21 protein-coding genes and 1 riboswitch are annotated in these 20,194 nt (G+C 52.1%); of the genes, 1 reads left to right on the top strand and 20 read right to left on the bottom strand.

Annotation, left to right across the window (positions count from 1 at the left end; genetic code table 11):
- Positions 1-2: 2 nt before the first annotated feature.
- The 9 genes from cobS to AYW79_RS15085 all read right to left on the bottom strand — a co-directional run bounded on the left by cobS (position 3) and on the right by AYW79_RS15085 (position 10,563).
- The gene (gene cobS, locus AYW79_RS02400) at positions 3-773 is read right to left on the bottom strand and encodes an adenosylcobinamide-GDP ribazoletransferase (protein WP_079289606.1); all 771 of its coding nucleotides are present in this window, start codon (positions 771-773) and stop codon (positions 3-5) included.
- A complete protein-coding gene (locus tag AYW79_RS02395; protein WP_067561130.1) occupies positions 770-1,408 on the bottom strand; it encodes a bifunctional adenosylcobinamide kinase/adenosylcobinamide-phosphate guanylyltransferase in 639 nt (212 codons plus the stop codon). Before AYW79_RS02395 ends, cobS begins: the two co-directional genes overlap by 4 nt.
- Positions 1,401-2,198 carry an ABC transporter ATP-binding protein gene (locus AYW79_RS02390; protein ID WP_067561128.1) on the bottom strand — a complete coding sequence of 266 codons (798 nt, stop codon included), beginning with the start codon at positions 2,196-2,198 and terminating at the stop codon, positions 1,401-1,403. The genes AYW79_RS02395 and AYW79_RS02390 overlap by 8 nt, the downstream gene beginning before the upstream one ends.
- 10 nt (positions 2,199-2,208) lie before the next feature.
- Complete coding sequence (locus tag AYW79_RS02385) at positions 2,209-3,231, bottom strand: FecCD family ABC transporter permease (RefSeq protein ID WP_067561126.1); 1,023 nt, start codon at positions 3,229-3,231, stop codon at positions 2,209-2,211.
- Positions 3,228-4,223, bottom strand: a complete 996-nt coding sequence (locus tag AYW79_RS02380) for an ABC transporter substrate-binding protein (RefSeq protein ID WP_067561124.1) — start codon at positions 4,221-4,223, stop codon at positions 3,228-3,230. Before AYW79_RS02380 ends, AYW79_RS02385 begins: the two co-directional genes overlap by 4 nt.
- 149 nt (positions 4,224-4,372) lie before the next feature.
- Positions 4,373-4,561, bottom strand: a riboswitch (cobalamin riboswitch).
- A 127-nt stretch (positions 4,562-4,688) separates the two neighbouring features.
- Positions 4,689-6,263, bottom strand: coding sequence for an APC family permease (locus AYW79_RS02375; RefSeq protein WP_067561122.1), 1,575 nt, complete (start codon positions 6,261-6,263; stop codon positions 4,689-4,691).
- A 156-nt stretch (positions 6,264-6,419) separates the two neighbouring features.
- On the bottom strand, positions 6,420-9,851 hold the full coding sequence (locus AYW79_RS02370; RefSeq protein ID WP_067561120.1) for a pyruvate carboxylase: 3,432 nt from the start codon (positions 9,849-9,851) through the stop codon (positions 6,420-6,422).
- 108 nt (positions 9,852-9,959) lie between these two features.
- Complete coding sequence (locus tag AYW79_RS02365) at positions 9,960-10,214, bottom strand: hypothetical protein (RefSeq protein WP_067561119.1); 255 nt, start codon at positions 10,212-10,214, stop codon at positions 9,960-9,962.
- Positions 10,215-10,233: 19 nt separating this feature from the next.
- Positions 10,234-10,563, bottom strand: a complete 330-nt coding sequence (locus AYW79_RS15085) for a hypothetical protein (protein WP_067953218.1) — start codon at positions 10,561-10,563, stop codon at positions 10,234-10,236.
- A gap of 40 nt (positions 10,564-10,603) precedes the next feature.
- Between AYW79_RS15085 and AYW79_RS02355 the strand changes: the two genes are divergently transcribed.
- Positions 10,604-10,819 carry a hypothetical protein gene (locus AYW79_RS02355; protein ID WP_067561117.1) on the top strand — a complete coding sequence of 72 codons (216 nt, stop codon included), beginning with the start codon at positions 10,604-10,606 and terminating at the stop codon, positions 10,817-10,819.
- A 15-nt stretch (positions 10,820-10,834) separates the two neighbouring features.
- On the opposite strand, the gene AYW79_RS02350 is transcribed toward AYW79_RS02355, so the two are convergent.
- The 11 genes from AYW79_RS02350 to rapZ form a co-directional block, all read right to left on the bottom strand.
- Positions 10,835-11,470 carry an Hsp20/alpha crystallin family protein gene (locus tag AYW79_RS02350; protein WP_067561115.1) on the bottom strand — a complete coding sequence of 212 codons (636 nt, stop codon included), beginning with the start codon at positions 11,468-11,470 and terminating at the stop codon, positions 10,835-10,837.
- Complete coding sequence (locus AYW79_RS02345; RefSeq protein WP_067561113.1) at positions 11,467-11,733, bottom strand: hypothetical protein; 267 nt, start codon at positions 11,731-11,733, stop codon at positions 11,467-11,469. Before AYW79_RS02345 ends, AYW79_RS02350 begins: the two co-directional genes overlap by 4 nt.
- 64 nt (positions 11,734-11,797) lie before the next feature.
- On the bottom strand, positions 11,798-12,886 hold the full coding sequence (locus AYW79_RS02340) for a M24 family metallopeptidase (RefSeq protein ID WP_067561111.1): 1,089 nt from the start codon (positions 12,884-12,886) through the stop codon (positions 11,798-11,800).
- Positions 12,887-12,898: 12 nt separating this feature from the next.
- On the bottom strand, positions 12,899-14,863 hold the full coding sequence (locus AYW79_RS02335) for a M6 family metalloprotease domain-containing protein (RefSeq protein ID WP_067561109.1): 1,965 nt from the start codon (positions 14,861-14,863) through the stop codon (positions 12,899-12,901).
- 76 nt (positions 14,864-14,939) lie between these two features.
- Positions 14,940-15,392, bottom strand: a complete 453-nt coding sequence (locus tag AYW79_RS02330; RefSeq protein WP_067561107.1) for a DNA-3-methyladenine glycosylase I — start codon at positions 15,390-15,392, stop codon at positions 14,940-14,942.
- Between the two features lie 103 nt (positions 15,393-15,495).
- A complete protein-coding gene (locus AYW79_RS02325; RefSeq protein ID WP_067561105.1) occupies positions 15,496-16,188 on the bottom strand; it encodes a hypothetical protein in 693 nt (230 codons plus the stop codon).
- On the bottom strand, positions 16,185-16,397 hold the full coding sequence (locus AYW79_RS02320) for a hypothetical protein (protein WP_067561103.1): 213 nt from the start codon (positions 16,395-16,397) through the stop codon (positions 16,185-16,187). Before AYW79_RS02320 ends, AYW79_RS02325 begins: the two co-directional genes overlap by 4 nt.
- A 456-nt stretch (positions 16,398-16,853) precedes the next feature.
- Positions 16,854-17,111: an HPr family phosphocarrier protein gene (locus AYW79_RS02315; RefSeq protein ID WP_067561101.1), complete on the bottom strand. Its 258-nt coding sequence runs from the start codon at positions 17,109-17,111 to the stop codon at positions 16,854-16,856.
- Positions 17,112-17,186: 75 nt separating this feature from the next.
- Complete coding sequence (whiA, locus tag AYW79_RS02310) at positions 17,187-18,158, bottom strand: DNA-binding protein WhiA (RefSeq protein WP_067561099.1); 972 nt, start codon at positions 18,156-18,158, stop codon at positions 17,187-17,189.
- A 16-nt stretch (positions 18,159-18,174) separates the two neighbouring features.
- Positions 18,175-19,332: a gluconeogenesis factor YvcK family protein gene (locus AYW79_RS02305; protein ID WP_067561097.1), complete on the bottom strand. Its 1,158-nt coding sequence runs from the start codon at positions 19,330-19,332 to the stop codon at positions 18,175-18,177.
- The gene (gene rapZ, locus AYW79_RS02300; protein ID WP_067561179.1) at positions 19,329-20,186 is read right to left on the bottom strand and encodes an RNase adapter RapZ; all 858 of its coding nucleotides are present in this window, start codon (positions 20,184-20,186) and stop codon (positions 19,329-19,331) included. Before rapZ ends, AYW79_RS02305 begins: the two co-directional genes overlap by 4 nt.
- Between the last annotated feature and the right edge of the window lie 8 nt (positions 20,187-20,194).

Genomic DNA, 20,194 nt, shown 5'->3' with positions numbered 1-20,194 from the left:
GTCTAAGGCAGATGCACTGCTGCAGCGAGAACGGTCGCCACCTGTGCGAGTTCAACCGCAGCGCCGTATACATCTCCCGTCATTCCACCAATACGCTGTCGCGCGACACGGCTGAGCCAAACTGCCACAGCGCCCGCGGCAAGCGCCATGATAAAACCGGAAAGTCGCGCAAGCCAGACGGTAAGTAGCAGCGCGACAAGATACGGAAGAAGATCCCGCCAGTCAAACACATCGAGCGCTTGTCGGCTCAGACCATCGTCGCGGGCAAGCGGATTGAAGCGAATCACAAGAAGAAGTTGTCCGCGCGCGAGAAAGGGCGCCACGAGAAGGACGCTGAGCCGTGTGGCAGTGGGGAGCGCGGCGAGTGCCGCGATGCGCACAGTGAGCGTGATGATGACGGCAAGCACCGCCATGGCTCCGACGCGACTGTCGCGCATGATGTCAAGGACGCGCGCCTTATCCCGGTAACTCAAAAATCCGTCTGCCGTATCCATCAGCCCGTCCAGGTGAAGCCCACCCGTGATCAACAGATCAAACGCGACGAGCAGGACACTTTGCAGCAGGCGCGATGGGAAAAGCAGCGGGAGCAGCAGCGCGAACAGTACCGTCAGAATGCCGATAAACAGGCCGACAAGCGGGTAGCAGCGCACGCTCGCGCGGAAATCGGCGTCATCAGGCGGACCGAGATCAGGCACGGGAATGCGCGTGAGAAACTGAAGCGCAATGAGAAACGGGCGTAGGAAAGGGATGTGCGAAAACCGTTTCGCAGTCACGGAGAATCAGCCGTCCGTGATCGCAGTTCCTGCTCCCGTGATCGCAGTTCCTGCTCCCGTGATCGCAGTTCCTGCTCCCGTGATCGCGTATCATGCTGGCTCGGCTTAATTTGAACCGGGATGCCGGCCACGGTAAGCGTGACGCGCGCGGCAAGCGCGGCGGCAAGCGCGTTCCAGCGACCAAGCGCATCGCGGTACATGCGCACCGCTGCGGTTTCAGGCACGATCCCCATACCGACTTCGTTGCTGACGATGACAAAGCGTGGCGTGCGCCGCGCAAGCCCCTCCAAGAGTGCCGTGCCTTCTGCGATCAACGCGTCGTCGCTTACGCGCGCGCCAGCATCGTGCCAAAGTGTCCCCATGTACGTGGCAAGGCAGTCAATGAGGCATACGGCGTCTGGATCAAGCGTATCAACGATCTCAAGCATGTCGCGCGGCGCCTCACGCGTGACAAAACGTGATGCGCGCAACTGAACGTGACGCTCAATGCGCGCGCGCATCTCCGGATCGGTTGCGACAGCCGTCGCGATGTAGAGAGGCGTGACATGCGCATTTTCTGCGAGCGTCAATGTGGCGCGCTCTGCAAAAGCGGTCTTGCCACTGCGCGCGCCACCCAGTACAACGTGTTCAATCAAGCGAGATCCCCCCCTCCACCGCTACGCGGTTGCGGTGCACTCGTTCCCCTTCACTCTTTCGCGCAAACGAGAGGCGCGGTTCTCCCGTGAATGGGTCGTCAAAGAGCGCGACATCAACAGCAAACGCGTCGCAGAGCGCGTGCGACGACATCACATCGCGCACTGCGTGATCCGCCGTTATCTTGCCGTCGCAAAGAAGAATGACGCGATCGGCAAACGTGACGACATGTTCCAGATGATGGATCGAAACGAACACCCCCTGTCCTTCTTGCGCGAGTGACTTGAGCACCGTGAGGATCTCTAACTGGTGCTGGATATCGAGCGCGGACACCGGTTCATCGAGAAGAAGATAGTCTGCCTTTTGCACAAGCGCTTTAGCGAGCAGCGCGCGCTGACGCTCACCCCCTGAGAGCGAACGCAGATCGCGATGCAACAGGTGTTCGACATGACAGCGCGCGATCGATTTTTCTATGATGTCGTGATCAGGACGGTCGTGCGCGTAGGCACCCATCTGGATGATGTCAGAGACGGTGTACGGCACGTCAAGCACGGTTGTCTGCGGCATATAGGATAGTCGCGCGGCGCGCTGCTTGGCGCGATACGAGCGGATTGGCCGATCAGCGAGTTGCACGATGCCAGAGGTCGGCGCAAGGAACCCTGCCGCCACTTGCAGCAGGGTGCTTTTTCCGGCGCCATTCGGGCCGATGAGCGCGACAAATTCACCTTTCTCTATGGAAAACGTGATGTCGCGAAGAATCGAGCGGTAGGACATCGACGTAATGGTCAACATACGCTCTCTCCTAGCGAAACGTTTTTCGTTCGGTGCGCAGCAACAGCGTGAGGAAAAAAGGACCGCCAAGAAACGACGTGACTACACCGACGTTGATCTCAAAGAGTGGATCGATGCTTCGCCCCAGCATATCTGCGAGAATCAGCAGGCTGGCGCCGAGTAGCGCGGACGCAGGGATGAGCAGCGCGTGGGATGAACCAACGAGGCGGCGCGCCATGTGGGGAACGAGCAATCCGACAAACCCGATCATGCCGCTCACAGAGACGGCCGCACCTGTCATGACGGCGACCAGCGTAATGAGAATACGCTTGGTCCACTCGACAGAAACACCGCTCGAGTACGCGTTGTCCTCTCCGAGATGGAGCAAGTCCAGTGGTCGCGCATAGAACAAAACGATGACAATGCCAAGCAGAATGGGCGGGGCGATCATGCCGACCTGGCTCCATCCATCCCCGTCAAAGCCGCCTAGCAGCCAAAAGACGATGCTGCGCATGCTCTCATTATTGACGAGCGTCAAGACGAGGGAAACGGCCGCGCCAATCATCGAACTGACAACGAGGCCCGCAAGCAACACTCCGATGAGGGAGGTACGCCCGGAGCGCGTCGCGAGCAAATAAACGATGGTCACGGAGAGGCCTGCCAACAAAAATGCGCAGAGCGGCAGAATGTATGGAGATGCGATGTCCCAGCCGAGCGCGAGCGCGATCACCGCCCCAAGCGTCCCGCCGGAAGATACCCCGAGAATGCCAGGATCGGCCATCGGGTTCTTGAACACCGACTGCACGATAACGCCGGATACAGAGAGCGCCGCCCCGACGAGCGCCGCGCAAACGACGCGCGGTTCGCGCAGTGCGCTGACGATGATATCATTCGGCGCGCTTCCATTCGGGTGAAAGACACCGTGAATGACCTGCGCGAGCGTGAGCCGCACAGGTCCGATCGCGATGCCAAGCAGCATGCTCACCGCGAGCAGGATGAGCAAAATGATCATCCTGATCGAGCGAAAGGAGGATGGACGCACCCCGGAGATCATTTCGTCGCGTTCAAAATCATTTGCCGCATGTCGCGCACACCCCAAACGACAAACTGAGAGACTGCCGAGAGATCCGCGTCAGGCGCCGTGTACACATGGTGATTCACCACCGCTTTAAGGTGCGCAAAGGCTGGATTGGCGAGAAACGTCTTTAACTCCGTGTCGGCCGCCCCCGAGTCATCCGGAATGACGATCACATCAGGGTTCATCGCAATCACCTGCTCGGCTGTCAATTGCGCCCACCCATTCACTTTGGCTGCCGCATTGATTCCACCCGCTGCAAGGATGATGTCATTCGCCGTCGTGTTTGTTCCCGAGACATAATTATAGCTGTCATAAAGCACCGTCGGTTTTTTCTTCGGTTGATGCGCTTTATACCATGCGAGGTTCGTTTTCATCTGATCGATGAGCTTGGTTGCTTGCCCTTGCGCGTTTACAAGTTGTCCAAGCACCTGAATGTTCTGTTCAATGTTTGCAATCGAGTTAAAGTTGTTAAACTCGTAGACCGGGATCCCCGCGTTCTTGAGTTGTGCAACCACTTTTTGATTCACATAATCCGCTACGAGAACGAGATCCGGCTTCGCTTTAATGATTGCCTCTGCATTCAGTGTGCCGTTTACGCTGCCAAACACAGGAATGTGATCTTTGACGATGGCTTGGGTGACGTGGGAGTATGTCGCTTCTGTCGCTGTATAGTCCACGCCAATGAGATGTTTGATAGGGATCATGTTGAACAGCGCCTCATCATTCCCAAGAGTTAGCGAAATGATCCGCGTCGGCTCTGATTTGAGCACCACAGTTTGCCCCGTTTGATCTTTAATCGTGAGTGGATACACCGTTTGCGGCGACGATGAGCGACGCGCTATCGTCGCTGCGCGATGAGTGGTCTGCTTGCCAGCGTGTGCCGTAGCGGCATGGGCGAGACCGACGCCAAGCAGCGACGTGCCAAGTGCGAGTGTTGACGCAATTCGGGTGAGTGAACCTTTCTTCAAAACAAAAACCCCCTCTGAAAATATGCCCCAGTACATGTTAAGCATCGCAAAAATAGCCGACAGCTTCGCTGTCGGCTTGTATCGAATAGGCGTTGTCAATGAGCTTATAGACGCACGATCCGCTACACCCTACCTTTTGCGCGAAGGTCTTCTGGTGGCATTTGAAGGTAGGTCTCCTGGCTTTCGATCTCACACGTGAGACGCCTTCCCTCACCGCAGTGAAGTGGCTGCTCCATAGAGCCTGTCTCTCGCAAAACCGATACAGTGGCGCGACCGCTCGGGACTTTCACCCGATTCCCTTTTATGCGCTGATGCGCACCTTCATCAAGCATTATAGCGAAACCATGCGAGAAAGTCGATAGACTCCATTTGCCGCATATTCTAAAGAAGCCCGACAATCCGTTTGGATTGTCGGGCTTCTTATAGATGTCACTCAACGCAACAATTCGCGAGATTGATTACGCGTTACGCCACCGTCGAGTTTTTGCTCGCATTCTTCTTGAGCTCTTTCAAATCATTCGTCTCAAATCCGGAAGCGACAGCCCAGTAATAGCAGATGAGCGAAACAATCGCAATCACGATGATATCCATCGGGAAGGCGATAACGCCGATACCGCCAAAGTTTTTGTCTCCGAGATAAGAAATGATAAGCAGTGCCGCAATATAGACGACAAGCCAGATTCCACGAGAAATGTCGCTCGCGGAAAAACCGTTGACGAAAAAAGCCACCGCATAAATCACAAGTCCGGCGAGAATCGCGTAAAGGGCAGCTTGGTCAATATTCCAACCAGACCAGTACACGATAAGTCCTGACATGATAAAGGCGATCGGTGCCACGACTGGTAAGCTTTTTAAGAAAACTGGACGATGAAGATCGGGTGCCGTCTTCCGAAAGCTCGCCGCAGAGACGGGGCCGATCAGGTAGCTGAACACACCCGTCACGGAGATAAATCCAATAATATGCGCCCAACCTTGCGATGGGAACAGCGTAATGATACCCACAATCATGTTCAGAATCATCGCGTTGGCAGGCACACCTTGCGCGTTGATTTTGCCAAGCCATGAATGCATGTAGCGGTTTTTTGCCATAGCATAGAGCCCGCGTCCGGTCGAAGCCGTGTAAACAAGACCCGTTCCACTCGGCGAAAGCCATCCGTCAATCTTGAGAAGAAGTGCCAACCAACCGAGACTGAGCGTTACTGAGAGGCGTACCCACGGGTTGTCAAAACTCACATTGCCCCAACCTTTTGCCACATCGGCAGTAGGAACACCCGCGACAAACGCCGCCTGAAGCGCCGCGTAGACGACGATTCCGATCAGGATCGAGAGAACGACTGCGCGCGGTACGTCGCGCGTTGGATTCTTTGCCTCACCTGCGAGTTCAATCGCTTGACGAAACCCGAGAAACGAAAAGACGATGCCCGAAGTACCGATCGCGAGAAAGACTTTAGAAAATCCATTGCTGGCAAACCCTTGACTTGTAAAATTGCTGTAGTGATGCGCGCCAAACAGAAAAATGAGGGCAGTCCCTAGCGGCACCAGAAATTTAAACCATGTGAGTGCAGTGTTAGCGCGAGCAAAGTATTTCACACCGTAGTAGTTGATCAAGAAGAAAATGAGAATAAGCGCAGCCGATATGAGCAACCCTACAGGTGTGAGAAGGCTCGTCTGAGTATTGTAGAGTCCAGGAATATATGCGTTTGCAAGCTGTGTGACCGCTTCTGCCTCAGCGGGGGCGACGGTCACCCATGTCAGCCAGCCGGCCCACGCCATAATAAAACTGACAAACGTGCCATGTGAATACTGTGGATAGCGGATTGCCGCTCCCGCTTCCGGCATCATGGCGCCAAGCTCTGTGTACACCAAACCTAACAGCAATATGGCAACGCCACCGATAATCCAAGAGATAATCGCGGCGGGTCCTGCAATGGACGTGGCGGTCTGTGACGCCAAGATCCATCCGGATCCAATAATTCCTCCGACGGACGCGAAGGTCAAATCGACGAGAGATAGCTCTCTTTTTAATTCAGGTGCTTGCATGATACGCCCCCTCTTTTATTTTTGTGAGCTTGCAAATCGCTTGCAGACCCACACACAGCTGACTTCGCCATGTATGGGTCTAGTATATTCGCGAGTTATGACGCTTTTCCTGCAAGTCATCGCATATTCATTCAAAGAATTGCTTCGACATTCGTATTATTCAAGGATAAACAGAAGATCGCCCGCCGAAACAGAATCTCCGACACTCACCGCAATCTGTTCTACAAGCCCGTCGCGTGGGGCCTGCACCTGCATCTCCATCTTCATCGCTTCGGTCACCAACAAGTACTGTCCTGCAACGACGTGATCCCCTTCTTCAACCATAAGCGAAATGACCGTACCCGACATCGAGGCGCCCACTTCTTTGAGGTTCGAGGGGTTAGCCTTGCGTCGCCCCTTTGCGCTGACCGCTTCTTGTTGATCGATCACTTCCACTTCACGCGGCTGTCCGTTCAACTCATAAAAAACAACACGCGTTCCATCCGGTCGTGGAGCAGAAACGGAGATTAGGCGGATCATTAGCGTCTTGCCGCGATCGATTTCGACGATCGCTTCTTCTCCAGGGCGCAATCCGTAGAAAAATGTGCCTGTATCAAGCACAGACAAGTTACTGTATCGGTTCTGTGCCACCGAGAAATCGACGTACACCTGTCCGTACAGGGCGTACGAAATGACATCTTGTTCTGTGCATATGCGACCCGTCTTCTCTTTCAACTCTGCAGCAAGTTGTCCAAAGTCAACGGCGGGAAGTCCCGCGCCTGGACGTTCCTTGAGCGCTTTTCTTCCTTTTAATACAGCCTCCTGTAACCATGTCGGAAAGCCGCCAAACGGCTGCCCCATGTGACCTGAAAAATAGTCGACAACAGACGCCGGATAGTCAAGCTCGTGCGCTCGCCGCTCCAACTCCTGAGCGGAGATTCGGTTTTGTACGAGGAAAAGCGCGAAATCTCCCACCATTTTTGAACTTGGCGTCACTTTGACGATATCGCCCAAGAGATCGTTGACTTCACGGTACGCACGCTTCACTTCATCAAACCTTCCGCCCAGTCCGAGCGATTCTGCCTGCTTTTGCAAGTTGGTGTACTGTCCACCTGGCATCTCGTGCTCATACACGTCAGCCGCACCCGCTTGTAGCCCACTCTCAAACGGTTGATACCACTCGCGAATTGCGGAAAAATAGTCACTCTGTACGCGAAGAGCGGACAGATCCAAATGAGTGTCACGCGCTGTATTCATAAGTGATGCGACAACTGCGCTACTGCTCGGCTGTGATGTTTGACCAGACATCGAACTGAGGGCGACATCCGCAATATCAAGTCCTGCCTCGACCGCCTGCAGAATTGTGGCCACGCCTGTACCCGCCGTGTCATGTGTATGCAGATGAATTGGCAATCCAACGTGCTCTTTCAGCGTTTTCACCAATAAATGTGCGGCTTGCGGCTTTAAAAGTCCTGCCATATCTTTGATCGCGAGAATCGTCGCGCCCGCCTGCTCAAGCTGCTTAGCCAAGTCAACATAATAGGCAAGATTGAACTTCGTGCGCTTTTCGTCCAATAAATCGCCAGTGTAACAGATCGCCGCCTCAGCGATCATTCCGTTGTGTCTCACGCGCTCAATCGAACCAGCCATGTTCGGCACCCAGTTCAAGCTGTCAAAGATGCGAAAAACATCAATGCCGGCCATTGCCGCCTCATCAATGAAGTGATTGACCACATTGTCTGGATAGTTTTTGTAACCGACCGCGTTTGCCCCGCGCAAAAGCATTTGAAAAAGAATATTTGGGATGCGTTCGCGCAAAACGGCGAGGCGTTCCCACGGATCCTCTTTCAAAAAGCGCATTGACGTGTCAAACGTCGCGCCTCCCCACATTTCCAGCGAAAAATAGCCAGTTGTCTCATGCGCAATCACATCGGCGATTCGTACAAGATCATAGGTGCGCATACGTGTTGCCAAAAGCGACTGATGCGCATCACGCAACGTGGTGTCCGTCAACCAGAGTTGCTTGCTTTGTTTCATCATGCGTAGAAGCCCATCGACGCCTTCAGCAAGCAAAACGTCACGCGTACCTGGTTTTGGCTTATCGTCATAACGGTACGTCGGGAAAGAAGGGAGACGCACAGTCGGCTTCTTTACACCATGTTTAATTCCCTCAGAACCATTGACCGTCACATTAGAGATGTATTGAAGCAATTTGGTTGCTCGGTCTTGTCTTTTGCGAAAAATGAAGAGTTCAGGGTGATCCTCGATCAAGCGCACCGTGTACCGACCACTGCGAAACTCCGAGTGATGGATGACATTGTCAAGAAACGGGATGTTTGTTTTTACACCGCGGATTCGGAATTCTGCGAGTGCCCGACTCATCTTGTCGATCGCACCGTCAAAACGCAGCGACCACACCGACACTTTTTCAAGCATCGAATCATAGTACGGCAGAATGCGCGCGCCGCTGAATCCGTTTCCGCCATCCAGGCGTACGCCAAATCCACCGCCTGTGCGATAGGCAGTGATCCGTCCCGTATCCGGTAGAAAGTTGTTTTGTGGGTCTTCAGTCGTGACGCGGCTCTGAATTGCAAAACCGCGACACACGATACTCTCCTGCCGCTCAATGCCAATCTGTGGGTCGGACATTGGGACATCTTGCGCGATCAATAATTGTGCCTGTACGATGTCAATTCCGGTCACCAGTTCCGTGATTGTGTGTTCGACCTGTACGCGCGGATTCACCTCGATAAAATAGAGAGCACCATCCGCGCCAAGCAAAAACTCGACAGTTCCGGCGTTTTTGTAATTCACACTTTTCATAAGGCGAAGCGCCGTTTCACAGATCATCATGCGTTTCTCTTCAGGGAGCAAAGATGGCGCGACTTCGATCACCTTTTGATGGCGGCGCTGAACAGAACAATCTCGCTCGTAAAGGTGAACAATATTGCCTTGCGCATCGCCGAGAATCTGCACTTCGATATGTTTGGGGTTGTCAACCAGCTTCTCAACATAGAGACTCGCCGCACCGAACGCAGTCTGTGCTTCAGATTGCGCGCGTGAGTACGCTTCTTCCAGTTCCGTGTGATTGGTCACCGCGCGCATACCTCGTCCGCCGCCACCACTGACCGCCTTAACCATCAGCGGATACCCGAACTCATCCGCAAACTCGCGCGCCTCTTGAAGTGAAACAGGCCCTTTACTGCCTGGGACGACCGGCACATTCGCCTCCATTGCTTTTAGGCGCGCTGTCACCTTGTCTCCAAACATCTCAAGGTGTTCAGGTGTAGGACCGATAAATACGATTCCCGCTTCCTCGCACGCTCGCGCAAACGTTGCGTTCTCGGAAAGAAAGCCGTATCCCGGGTGGATCGCGTCACACTCGTGACGCTTAGCGATGTCTAGAATACCTGGAATATCGAGGTACGCCTCGACTGGCGCTTTGTTCGCGCCCACAAGGTATGCCTCATCCGCTTTGTAGCGGTGCAGCGCCAAACTATCCTCTTTTGAATAGATCGCGACGGTGCGAATGTTCAATTCAGTACACGCGCGACAAATACGAATGGCAATCTCACCGCGATTTGCGACAAGAACCTTTTTAAATTTCATCAGTGCTCTCTCCTGTCTCCTTATCTGTGTGGTGAGACAGGGATATTGTACCATGACAACACAAAACCATTCGAGTGCATTCAAAGAATTCAGCAAGAGACGCCCGAATCAAAATCCTTGGAATACAGGCGCCATTGGAGATTTGATATCCGGATCGATAATTGGTGAGTCAATCACGTCAGAATCGATGTACACACTGTTCATGAGAAACGCGATGGTGGCATCTCCCATATTTAGATACGCGGCCACTTTCGTCACTGCGTGGGAATCCCAGCCATTCTGGATGTTTTGGCCAAAAAAGATGCCCACGTCATTCGCCTGTGCCGACGTCTTAATAAATCCGCAATTGATTATCGCCGCCATATCCTAACCTCCTGTGCGTTTATCCGCCCTGCACATAGCTCATCGCAGGAGATTTGATATCATTGTCAAAAATCGGTGCATCGATCAGATCACTGTCAAAGAGTTGACTCATCCACACCAGCAGTTGATTGCCATCTCCTACGACCGCGCCAAATCCTGCATTCGTTTTTCCGTGACTATCCCACCCATGCTGCATGTTATCTCCGATAAAGATCCCGCAGTCACTAGCCATCGATCCGACACGGATACCGCCTAGATTTACATTTACGTTCAGGAGCACCACCCCCGCAGACTTTAGCCTACGCCGGAAATAGCCGGAATGTGTATCGATTTTTTGATTTAACCGCATTGATTTTCTCCGCATACGCTGATTTTCAGGAGGAATGAACATGAGTGACTTCGAACTGAACATCGGATCAGTTTCATCAAATTTCATTTTAAGCAACTCAGGAATTTATGTGGGGAAAACGCGTAAAACGCACGTGCGAGCAACCTCGAAGGCAAACGCTGGGTTTGGAAAAATCACTGGCGATGAGAATAAATTCATCGCTTCAACACGAACAAAGGACTTTGATTTTCTCGACACGATTAAAAAGATCGACTAAATCAATCCTTAGCACCTATTCAAAGCGGATGGGGACGTCTTTGCCCGTGCGGGCGGGGCGTTCCCCATCTTTCATCATGCGAATCTCAAGAAAGCCCTGACGATACGACGCGCGCACCTTATCGGTACGCACACGAACAGGAAGAGCAATCTCGCGCGTAAAATCTCCACGAAAAAGCTCCACATGGATGTTTTCATGGTCCGTGATCGGTTGTAGCGGGTTCTTGATATGCCCGCGAATCACGAGCGCCTCTGGATCAACACTGATTTTTACATCTCCAGGGGACGCGCCGGGAACTTCCGCAAGCACGATCACTTCATGACGCGTCGTATACACGTCGATTCGCGGAAAAGAGATCATCGCCCCTTGATGCTGCCCCCCTTGATTCGAAGAACCCGGTTCACTCGCAACCCCCTGTTTTCCGAAAGGGAAAAACGGATTTTGACCAAACGGAACTCCGCCGTTTGCAATTCCACTCTCTCCTTGACGCGAACCACCAGACATTCCCACACCACCAAATCCAGCGCCGTTTGCCATGTCAGAGAGATTGACCGATTTCATTAGATTTTGTACGAAATCATCGCCAAAAACACGGCGGAACTGTTCCGTCATGGATTGCCACATCCCCGATGGATCCATGCCCGAGTTCATCGGTCATGACCCTCCCCGTGAATCCTCGGTCGATACGTCTGGTACGTCTCAGCCATAATTGAATCCACCGTGTCTGGATCATCCACGCGACTCTTCGTATCTTCGATATGGTTATGGCTTCCCGTAATTTTCCCGAATCCCGTGTTTGTCTTGCTGTAGCTATCCCAGTCTGCCTGAACACTCTGCCCAAAGTTGACAGCCGATGCGTTTTCAATGTTTGAAAACCGAATGGAGCCAATGTTGAATGTCATACGAATGCGCACGCGTTTTCACCTCGCAAGCCATCGTATGCGCCGAGTGAATGTGTTGGCACATGCGAGACGACGTTCAGTCAATCACACACAATTCGCGCGTAAACTGTGTCAAAACCTCAACGCCCGTTTCGGTAACGCACACATCATCTTCAATGCGGACGCCAAATTTTCCCGATAAATACACTCCAGGTTCAACGGTGAACACCATACCTGGCCTAAGAATCAGCTCATTGCCCTCCATCACACTCGGAAACTCATGGACATCGAGTCCAAGCCCATGTCCAGTACGGTGAGTAAAATAAACTCCCAATCCCGCCCCGCGAATCACTTCACGCGCCGCGCGATCCACTTCCTGCGCTGTAATGCCAGGCCTTACAATCTGAACAGCCGCAGCCTGCGCCTTTTTGACCACTTCATAGACAGATAACGCCTCTTCTGACGGCACTCCGAATGAAACTGTACGCGTCGTGTCAGCCGCGTATCCATCGATCATTGCGCCATAATCGAGCACCACCAGATCCCCACGCTTTATGACCGACATGCTGGGGCCTCCGTGAGGCAGCGCGCCGCGCGGACCCGCACAAGCGATGGTTGCAAATGGAGTACCTTCCGATCCCAGTTTGCGCATCTGATATTCTAGTTCTGCAGCGACCTCCAATTCGGTCATCCCTGATTTAAAAAGCGGGAGAGAACGCACAAGCGCGCCATCCACGATCTGCGCCGCTCGGCGAATTTTTTCGAGTTCATCCTCCCCTTTGATCAGTCGAATCGAAGCCAGTACGTCATCCGCGGCAAGAAAGGATATCCCCGCAAAACCTGCCAACGCCTGGTACTCAAACATGCGAATCATCTGCGCTTCGTAACCGAGAATCGTTTCAAATGAGAACCCCATTTTCTGGGTTAATGCTTGCAGGGCACGAAGTGGACCTTCCTCATCGCGATACGTTTCAAGATGCAAAAAATCAGCGCCTTTGGCAGACTCCGCCTCAAGCGCAGGGAGGAGCGCCGATTTTTCTCCGTCAATGTTTACAAACAAAAGTGTCAATCGCTCACTCGCATGTAAAGAAAGCCCAGATAGATAGCGAAAGCTGGCGCCTGGTGTCAAGACGAGATCAGAGATGCCCAATGTCTCGAAGGACTCTCGCAGTGTATGGTTATTCATCGATAAGCTCCTTTAATAAGTAATCGTTTGACCAGCAAATTCCCCGACGTACGATTCATTTCCGGAATTGTTATTTACAAGTCCTGACGAGTGACGCCCGCGAGTCGTCTCCTTTGTCCAAACAATGTCCTTCGTGACGTTCACATGCGCTCCGTTTGAGTAAATCGCCGTCACCGCTGGTCTAGTATGAATGAGTGAAACGGGTGAACGTTGTGACGATAAATGAAGCGTGACGACGTGGGCAATCTGCAGATTAATGGAGGCCAGTTGTGACCTATAGACAACATTTACGGTCACGATCTGATCACGATTCGACAGCGTAGTCACCACCCCATTTACCACACGGATCACATCGTTTGACGCGTACCAATCGCCAGAAGGCGTAACATTCTTAGAACTCTTATAGCTTGATCCATAAAATGCATTCAATGGAAGAGGCAATCCGGAAAAGAGGGTGAGACCTGTTGTCGGTCGCGCGATAAATAGCCCTTTTCCCTGCTGCCAGTCAATCGTGTCAAACGTGACCGTTCCATTTTTGTGCCGCGCAATGTTGCGCACGTCCATTCCGAATGACGGCCCTGCAAACATCTTGTTCGAAGGATGACTCGAAGCTGTTAATTTATTGTTTCCTGTCATGCTGGGATAGGCGTCATCATACGATATTCCACTGTCTGCGGGAGCCAACAAATCGTTTTTTCCGGATGCCCCGATAATCGCCAAATCATCGTGTTTCGTCACGTTTTGCGCAGGGGTGTTTAATACATTGTTCAACCAGTCTGGACTGTTCGGGTTGACCTGGCTTGCATCCACGTGCCAGATCAGGAGTCCTTGATTGGGCAGCGCCGTGTCATATCCGATCGGTTCCACGTTATCGAGCAGCAAATACTCCTTTTGATGCTGCGGCGCAGGAATCAAGTCAATGGACGCGAACTTTTCAATCGGCAACAATACATTGCCTGTCACACTGTGATCTAAGATCTTTGGCTGCGCCCAGCCAAGAAATAAGAGACTGTACGGATCGAGAAAGGAAGGCGAAGATCCAGAAGGGTTCCCGTTCCAATTGCCTGTTCCCATCAGACTAAACGGGCCGTCTCCAACCCCGGCGCTCGCGCTTCCCGACGTGTCATAGAGATCATCCAACCCTAACATGTGCCCAAATTCATGCGCATAAACACCAATTGATGACGGTGAACCTCCGGGATCCGCGAGTTCAGGTGCTAAATCATACGTACTCACCTTGGCAGAGACAGGGCTTGAAGCGTACACCGGAACAGAGATTGACGTATTCAGCGTGCTCTCGACAGGCCAGATCAATCCAGTGTCCGTTGGATCAACATCCGCCCCATAGCCACTGTAGACAATCGCCAAATATGGAATCACTCCACGGTATACATACGGGCTAAAAATAAAATGTGCTTTTACTAATTGCGCAATCACGTCGTTTACAATTCCGTCATCATTGGTGGGAAACGGTCCACCCGATCCATTATCTTTATTTGCGTAGTACGCCTCCGTGTGGGGAAGAGTCATCCACGCTAACGACTTTCCCTGTGCCCCTACAACATTCCCTTTCATCTTAAACTGTCCATATGAAACACTACGGAAATAGGCAGCCACAGAGTTTGGCGAATAAAAATACGTGTTTGCAAGATGGACGAGTGACGTTGTCGCCTTTTGCCCCGCAAATTGTACTGCGACGACAAGCACTTGCGCATTCGCGAGGGTCGGCATCGTCCCAAAAGCATACTGAGAAGAATGTTTTTTACTGGATCGATGCAGCGCCGCACTGCGAAGCAGCGCGTTTACGTGTAGCTGTGTGTTTACAACAGCGTGACGCGCCACCTTTGTAGAGAGACGTTGCGCAAACGTATCGCTCACAGGCAAGAGTGCAGAAATTCCGAGGATAGCGATAATAAAAATGCGCACAGAAGTGTGAGTCATTTTAACGCGCAAAGGCGTAAACGTCAGACGAACCACCCGATTCTAACCATTGTTGTAACTCGATCATACAATGGCTGAGCAAACCTTACAATCTTTTTGCTTCTAGGGCATGTTATTCATGGATGATAGAAGCATCCTGCTCCAACATGTTGTATAAAACCAACGCCGCACTCTCACCAATCTGTGCGAAGGTTCGAGTAAACATTTTCACGGCGCTCTCCGCCGGTGAACACAGTGTGTCGGAAAAAAATGCGTGGAGACTTCCGTATTGATCCCGCAAAGCGACACACCTTTTCGCATTTTCAATCGTCGCCTTCACTTTCCGAGCATTTCGTACAATTCCAGACTGAATCGAGAGCAATTGCTCAAAACGCGCATCATCATAGACTGCGACCTCATCAAGTGCAAAAAAATCAAATGCAATCCGAAAAGCAGGCCAACGTTTGCTTACAACATGTGCACTGAATCCTGTAAGAAAAACCACGCGCGTCAACATCTCAAAGTATTGTTCATCACTTTTAAACGTTACATTTGCACGTGGTATCGAAGACAGCATTCGTTCCATGGTGTTCCCCCTCGCAACGGTTAATAGAACGATCGTAACCGCAACGCAAACATCTGACCATGCAGGATTGTAGCATTTCATCACGTATTGAATAGTCTTCCTTTTATGAAATAAAATGCCTCCGAAATTGAAAAATAGATCCGCCGATTGAAAACGCTAGTTCACCCCCGCGTCCCATTGAGACGGTATAAATGCGCAAGACCTGAAACGTAAGCAAGGCGCCTAACAGTTTATTGAGCGCGTGTGTTGATCTCGTCTGCTCTGGGAATGTAAATTTACTCGGCAGTTTGCGTTCAACGCGTTGTATCGTATTAGCCGTTGTAACGAAGCGAATCTCCTTGCCTTCTGGAAAACTGACTGCCGTAATGACAAAAGGCAATTTGCGAAAGAAAAGTTGCACTCCTACCGCAAAATTCATAAGTGCGAGCACAGCCTTCGCTGTGCCGAGGTGTTCAATCGAGCGCTCCGTCGATAGACGTTTCCACTCGAACATTGGAGAGCGTATGCGTAGAAACAACGCAGAAGCACCCACAGTGATTCCATCGACGTACGCTTCACCCGTAAAGAGAAGAAGCGCCATATACGCTTCGAGTTGAATATAAAACTCTGATCCTGGACGATGCAAAAGCGGCTGCAACCCACTCGTCAGTCGCCAGAATAGTGGGCCTCGCAGGTCAAAATGAAACTCCCTCGAAGTGATATTTACCGAACCTATGTTCACATACCCAGTCGCGAGCAATATACCCGCCAAGATAGCTAATTCTCTTTTTGTAAGTTGTGTCAAACGCGTTTTCACATGACGGATTTCCTCTCACTCTCACGCTCTCGAGCGTCTTCAATCGTTTCCTTCCACCACGGTTTAAGGTGATCAAACGCCAAAAGTGTTACTGCGACAATCCCTAGGATCGAAGCGACACCTGCTGCTCCACGCGTTCTTTTCACCCAAGTAGGCTCTGGCGTATTGTCACTCGGCTGCGTGGAGCGATTCTGTTCATTCGCTTTCATAATAGATTCCCTCCAGATTATGTGGGCAATAAATAGAAGAACAAAAATAGTACAATACCCGTAAAAAGCAGAATGATATCATGAATAATGTCTTGTTTTTTTCCACTCACAGCGCTCACCGCCATCACATTTTGCCCTGCCCCTCATTGTATGGCAAAAGCAGAGACACGGGTACCTCCAAACACACAGCACCATTCTCCAAACAGCCTAAACCTTAACGATCCGGCTTTTAGTCTCGGCAAAACAGCGTGTTTCGTGACAACTTCAATGCTCTTCTTGACGTTACCGCGTCAATCGAATCACTGTCCACTGTGCAAATGAAAATGAGTCAGAACCGCATCATCAAGCGACGCATATGATTCTGACAATATTTTCTATTCAACCTAAAAAAAGAATCCCTTGTTACAGGGATTCTCTTCATTTCAAATCACAGTCAACAGCCTTACGCGCAAGCGATTACTCTTCGCTGCCAACGAGTACAGCCAAGCGTTCGACAGCCTGCTCAGCGTCGCTGCCCGTCGCGCGAAGCGTGACTGTCGCACCTTTTGGAATGACGAGTGACATGACACCCATAATGCTCTTTGCGTTGACAGACTTGCCGTCCTTGTCTAGAAATACATCACTGCTAAAGCGGTTTGCTTCCTGCACAAATTGAGCCGCAGGGCGCGCTTGAAGTCCCGCACGCAAATTGACTTGCACCGTACGTTCTGCCATCTTCCGTTCCCCCAATAACCCTGTGTCGTCAGTCGCATTTCATTCAACATTACAGTCCATCCATGATTTATCACATTATACCAAATCCGAGACAGTGTGACTATGTGTGAAACTGCCATCATCAGAAATCCCACATTCTGCACGGATTCGTTGGGCAATTTCATCAAGTTTGCGCAATCGGTGGTTTAATCCTGACTTACTTACGCGTTCCGGTAAAAGTTCCGCAAGCTCCAACAGCGTGATTTCCGGGTGACGCAAGCGCATCTCTGCGACGACGCGTAGCTTTGGCGCAAGCGTATGCAGCCCGCGTTCCTCTTCAATCAATCGAATGTTTTCAAGCTGTCGCACAGCCGCCATGATCGTTTTGTTCAGGTTAGCCGTCTCGCAGTTTACGAGCCGATTCACCTGATTGCGCATTCCTTTTACGACGCGGACATCCTCAAAATGTAACAGCGCTTGATGCGCACCAATCAATCCTAAAAACTCGACGATTTTCTCGCCTTCTTTGATATAGACCAGGAATTCTTTCTTGCGCGCCGCAGTCTTTGCGTGAAAGTGGTAACCGCTCATCAGGTCGAGAATCGCTTGCGCCTGTCGCTCTGTATGTGCAGATACTTCCAAGTGATACGAGTTGCTATCAGGATCATTTACCGACCCACTCGCCATAAACGCCCCACGCAAATAGGAGCGCTTGCAGCAATCGCGCGCGATGGCAGATGGAGGAATCGCAGATTGGAGCGTGTCTTCCGTCAATCCAAGGGCGTTCAGCACAGCGATCCGCTCGCGGCGAATCCGAACGATGTAGACATTGTTTTTCTTGAGCCTCATTTTTTTCTGAACGATAACCTCAAGCGCGGCGGACGTGTGTGTCTTTAGAAGCGAATAGATTCGACGCGCAATCGCCGCATTCTCCGTCGAGAGATCAAGGATGGCTCCCTCGCGTATCGCGCCACACTGCTGAATCAATGCCGTCAACTCTGCCCGCTCACAACACGGCTTTGTGACAATGTGCGTCAGTTCCTTTTTCGTGCGCGCAGCAAACGACATGATTCATCCCCCTCGCTTAGCGTCGATGTTCCCGTCCGATTAAAGCGAGCACTTGCTGCGCAATCAGATCAGGATCATGCCGGACATACGAAGCGTTGTGCAGAAAGTTTCGCGCAATCACCGTAAGCCCTAACGCATGTAGTTTTTCCACATCTGCTGTGACCGCGTGCGCGCCGCGTATGCCGTATTGATCGCTCATCTCCGCTGGAATCGAAGCAGAGTTCACAATGATCATATCAAAGAAACGCGGCCCGACATGACGATACACCGCTTCGACATGCTGTGAAGCCGTAAAGCCATCCGTTTCACCAGGTTGTGTCATCACATTACATACGTACATCACTTTGCCATGCGACTCACGCACCGCGTCAGCGATACCAGGGACGAGCAAATTAGGCAGCACACTCGTGAAAAGGCTCCCCGGACCAATTACGATCGCGTCTGCCTCGCGAATCGCGGCGAGCGCGTCAGGGAGTGCCAAGACATCAGGCGGGGCGATATCGATTCGCTCAATCGATTTTCCCTGCTTCGGAATCGCTGACTCTCCGACCTCCGTCGTTCCGTCTGTATACGTCGCAAAGAGCGTGATTTCCTGTGTCGCCGCAGGCAACACGCGTCCACGCACCGCCAAAACGCGGCTCGTCTCTTTGACAGCCGTTTCAAAATCACCCGTAATGCTCGTCATCGCGGCGAGAAATAAATTTCCGAAACTGTGCCCGGTCAGCACGGACCCTTCTTTAAACCGGTGTTGCAAGAGTTCCTCGAGAAGGGGCTCCGTATCGGCGAGCGCGACCAAACAATTGCGGATGTCTCCGGGGGGCGGCATGTCAAACTCTGTGCGCAAGCGACCCGAACTTCCACCGTCATCCCCTACGGTTACAATCGCGGTAATCTCCGCACCTTGGTTCTTCAGCCCACGCAAAAGCACAGGCTGCCCCGTTCCCCCGCCGATCACGACAACGCGCGGACGCCGCTCAAACACAAGTGCAGCATAGCGTTCACGTGCGCGCTGTCGCACAAAAACCAGAATCAGTGAGAACAGGCCAAGCAGCACACAAAAAAGGCCGATAAACCACCACTTCAGTGCGACGTACGGGGATGTGAGGTTGGTGATCAGAAGGCCTGCGCCAAACGCGACAATGATCCACGCGTACTTTACGATTCGTCCGCTCATCGCTCACCGTCCTTACCCACATCGCGGTGTGTGACCGTGACGGCGCGGCGCGCCTGCAAATGTTCACGCAACCGCTCTGCAAGCGCGACCGAGCGGTGGCGTCCGCCCGTGCAGCCGATGCCGATGATGATTTGCGACTTGCCTTCGTTCTCATACTGTGGAAGCAAAAAATCGATCATCTCAAACCAGCGCCTGACAAACTCCTCCGTCTGCTGAAACCCCATGATGTAATCGTACACTTCCGGATCTTGTCCCGTGCGCGGGCGAAGCGCCTCGACATAGTAAGGGTTCGGCAAAAAGCGGACGTCAAATACCAGATCAGCGTCAATCGGAAGTCCGTATTTAAAGCCGAATGAGATGACATTGACTGAAAAAACCGGGTCATCCCCACCTGCGCGAAACCGCTCTGTGAGTAGATCTTTCAATTCGAGCGGTCGAAGGCGACTCGTATTAAGGATGACATGCGCGCGTTCGCGCACCTCTTTGAGAAGCTCTCGCTCCCGGTTAATCCCGTCAACCAGCCGACCATTCGCAGAGAGTGGGTGTTTTCGTCGTGATGCTTTATAGCGTCGAACGAGCGTTTCATCATCCGCTTCTAGATAGAGAATCTGGTATTCAATCTCGTGTTCTTCGAGTTCTGTCAACGAATCGAACAGTTGATCAAAAAAGGCCCCCCCGCGCAGATCACAAACGAGCGCGACGCGACGCACCGCATTCGCAGAGTGCAAGAGCAATTCGCTAAATTTGCGAATCAGCGCAGGTGGCAAATTGTCGACACAAAAAAAACCGAGATCCTCCAGGCTTTGAACTGCGAGCGTCTTTCCTGCGCCGGACATTCCCGTGATGATCAGCATGCGAACAG

The sequence above is a fragment of the Ferroacidibacillus organovorans genome, from assembly GCF_001642725.1.
GTDB lineage: Bacteria > Bacillota > Bacilli > Alicyclobacillales > SLC66 > Ferroacidibacillus > Ferroacidibacillus organovorans.
This window is presented reverse-complemented; position numbering and strand designations above follow the sequence as displayed.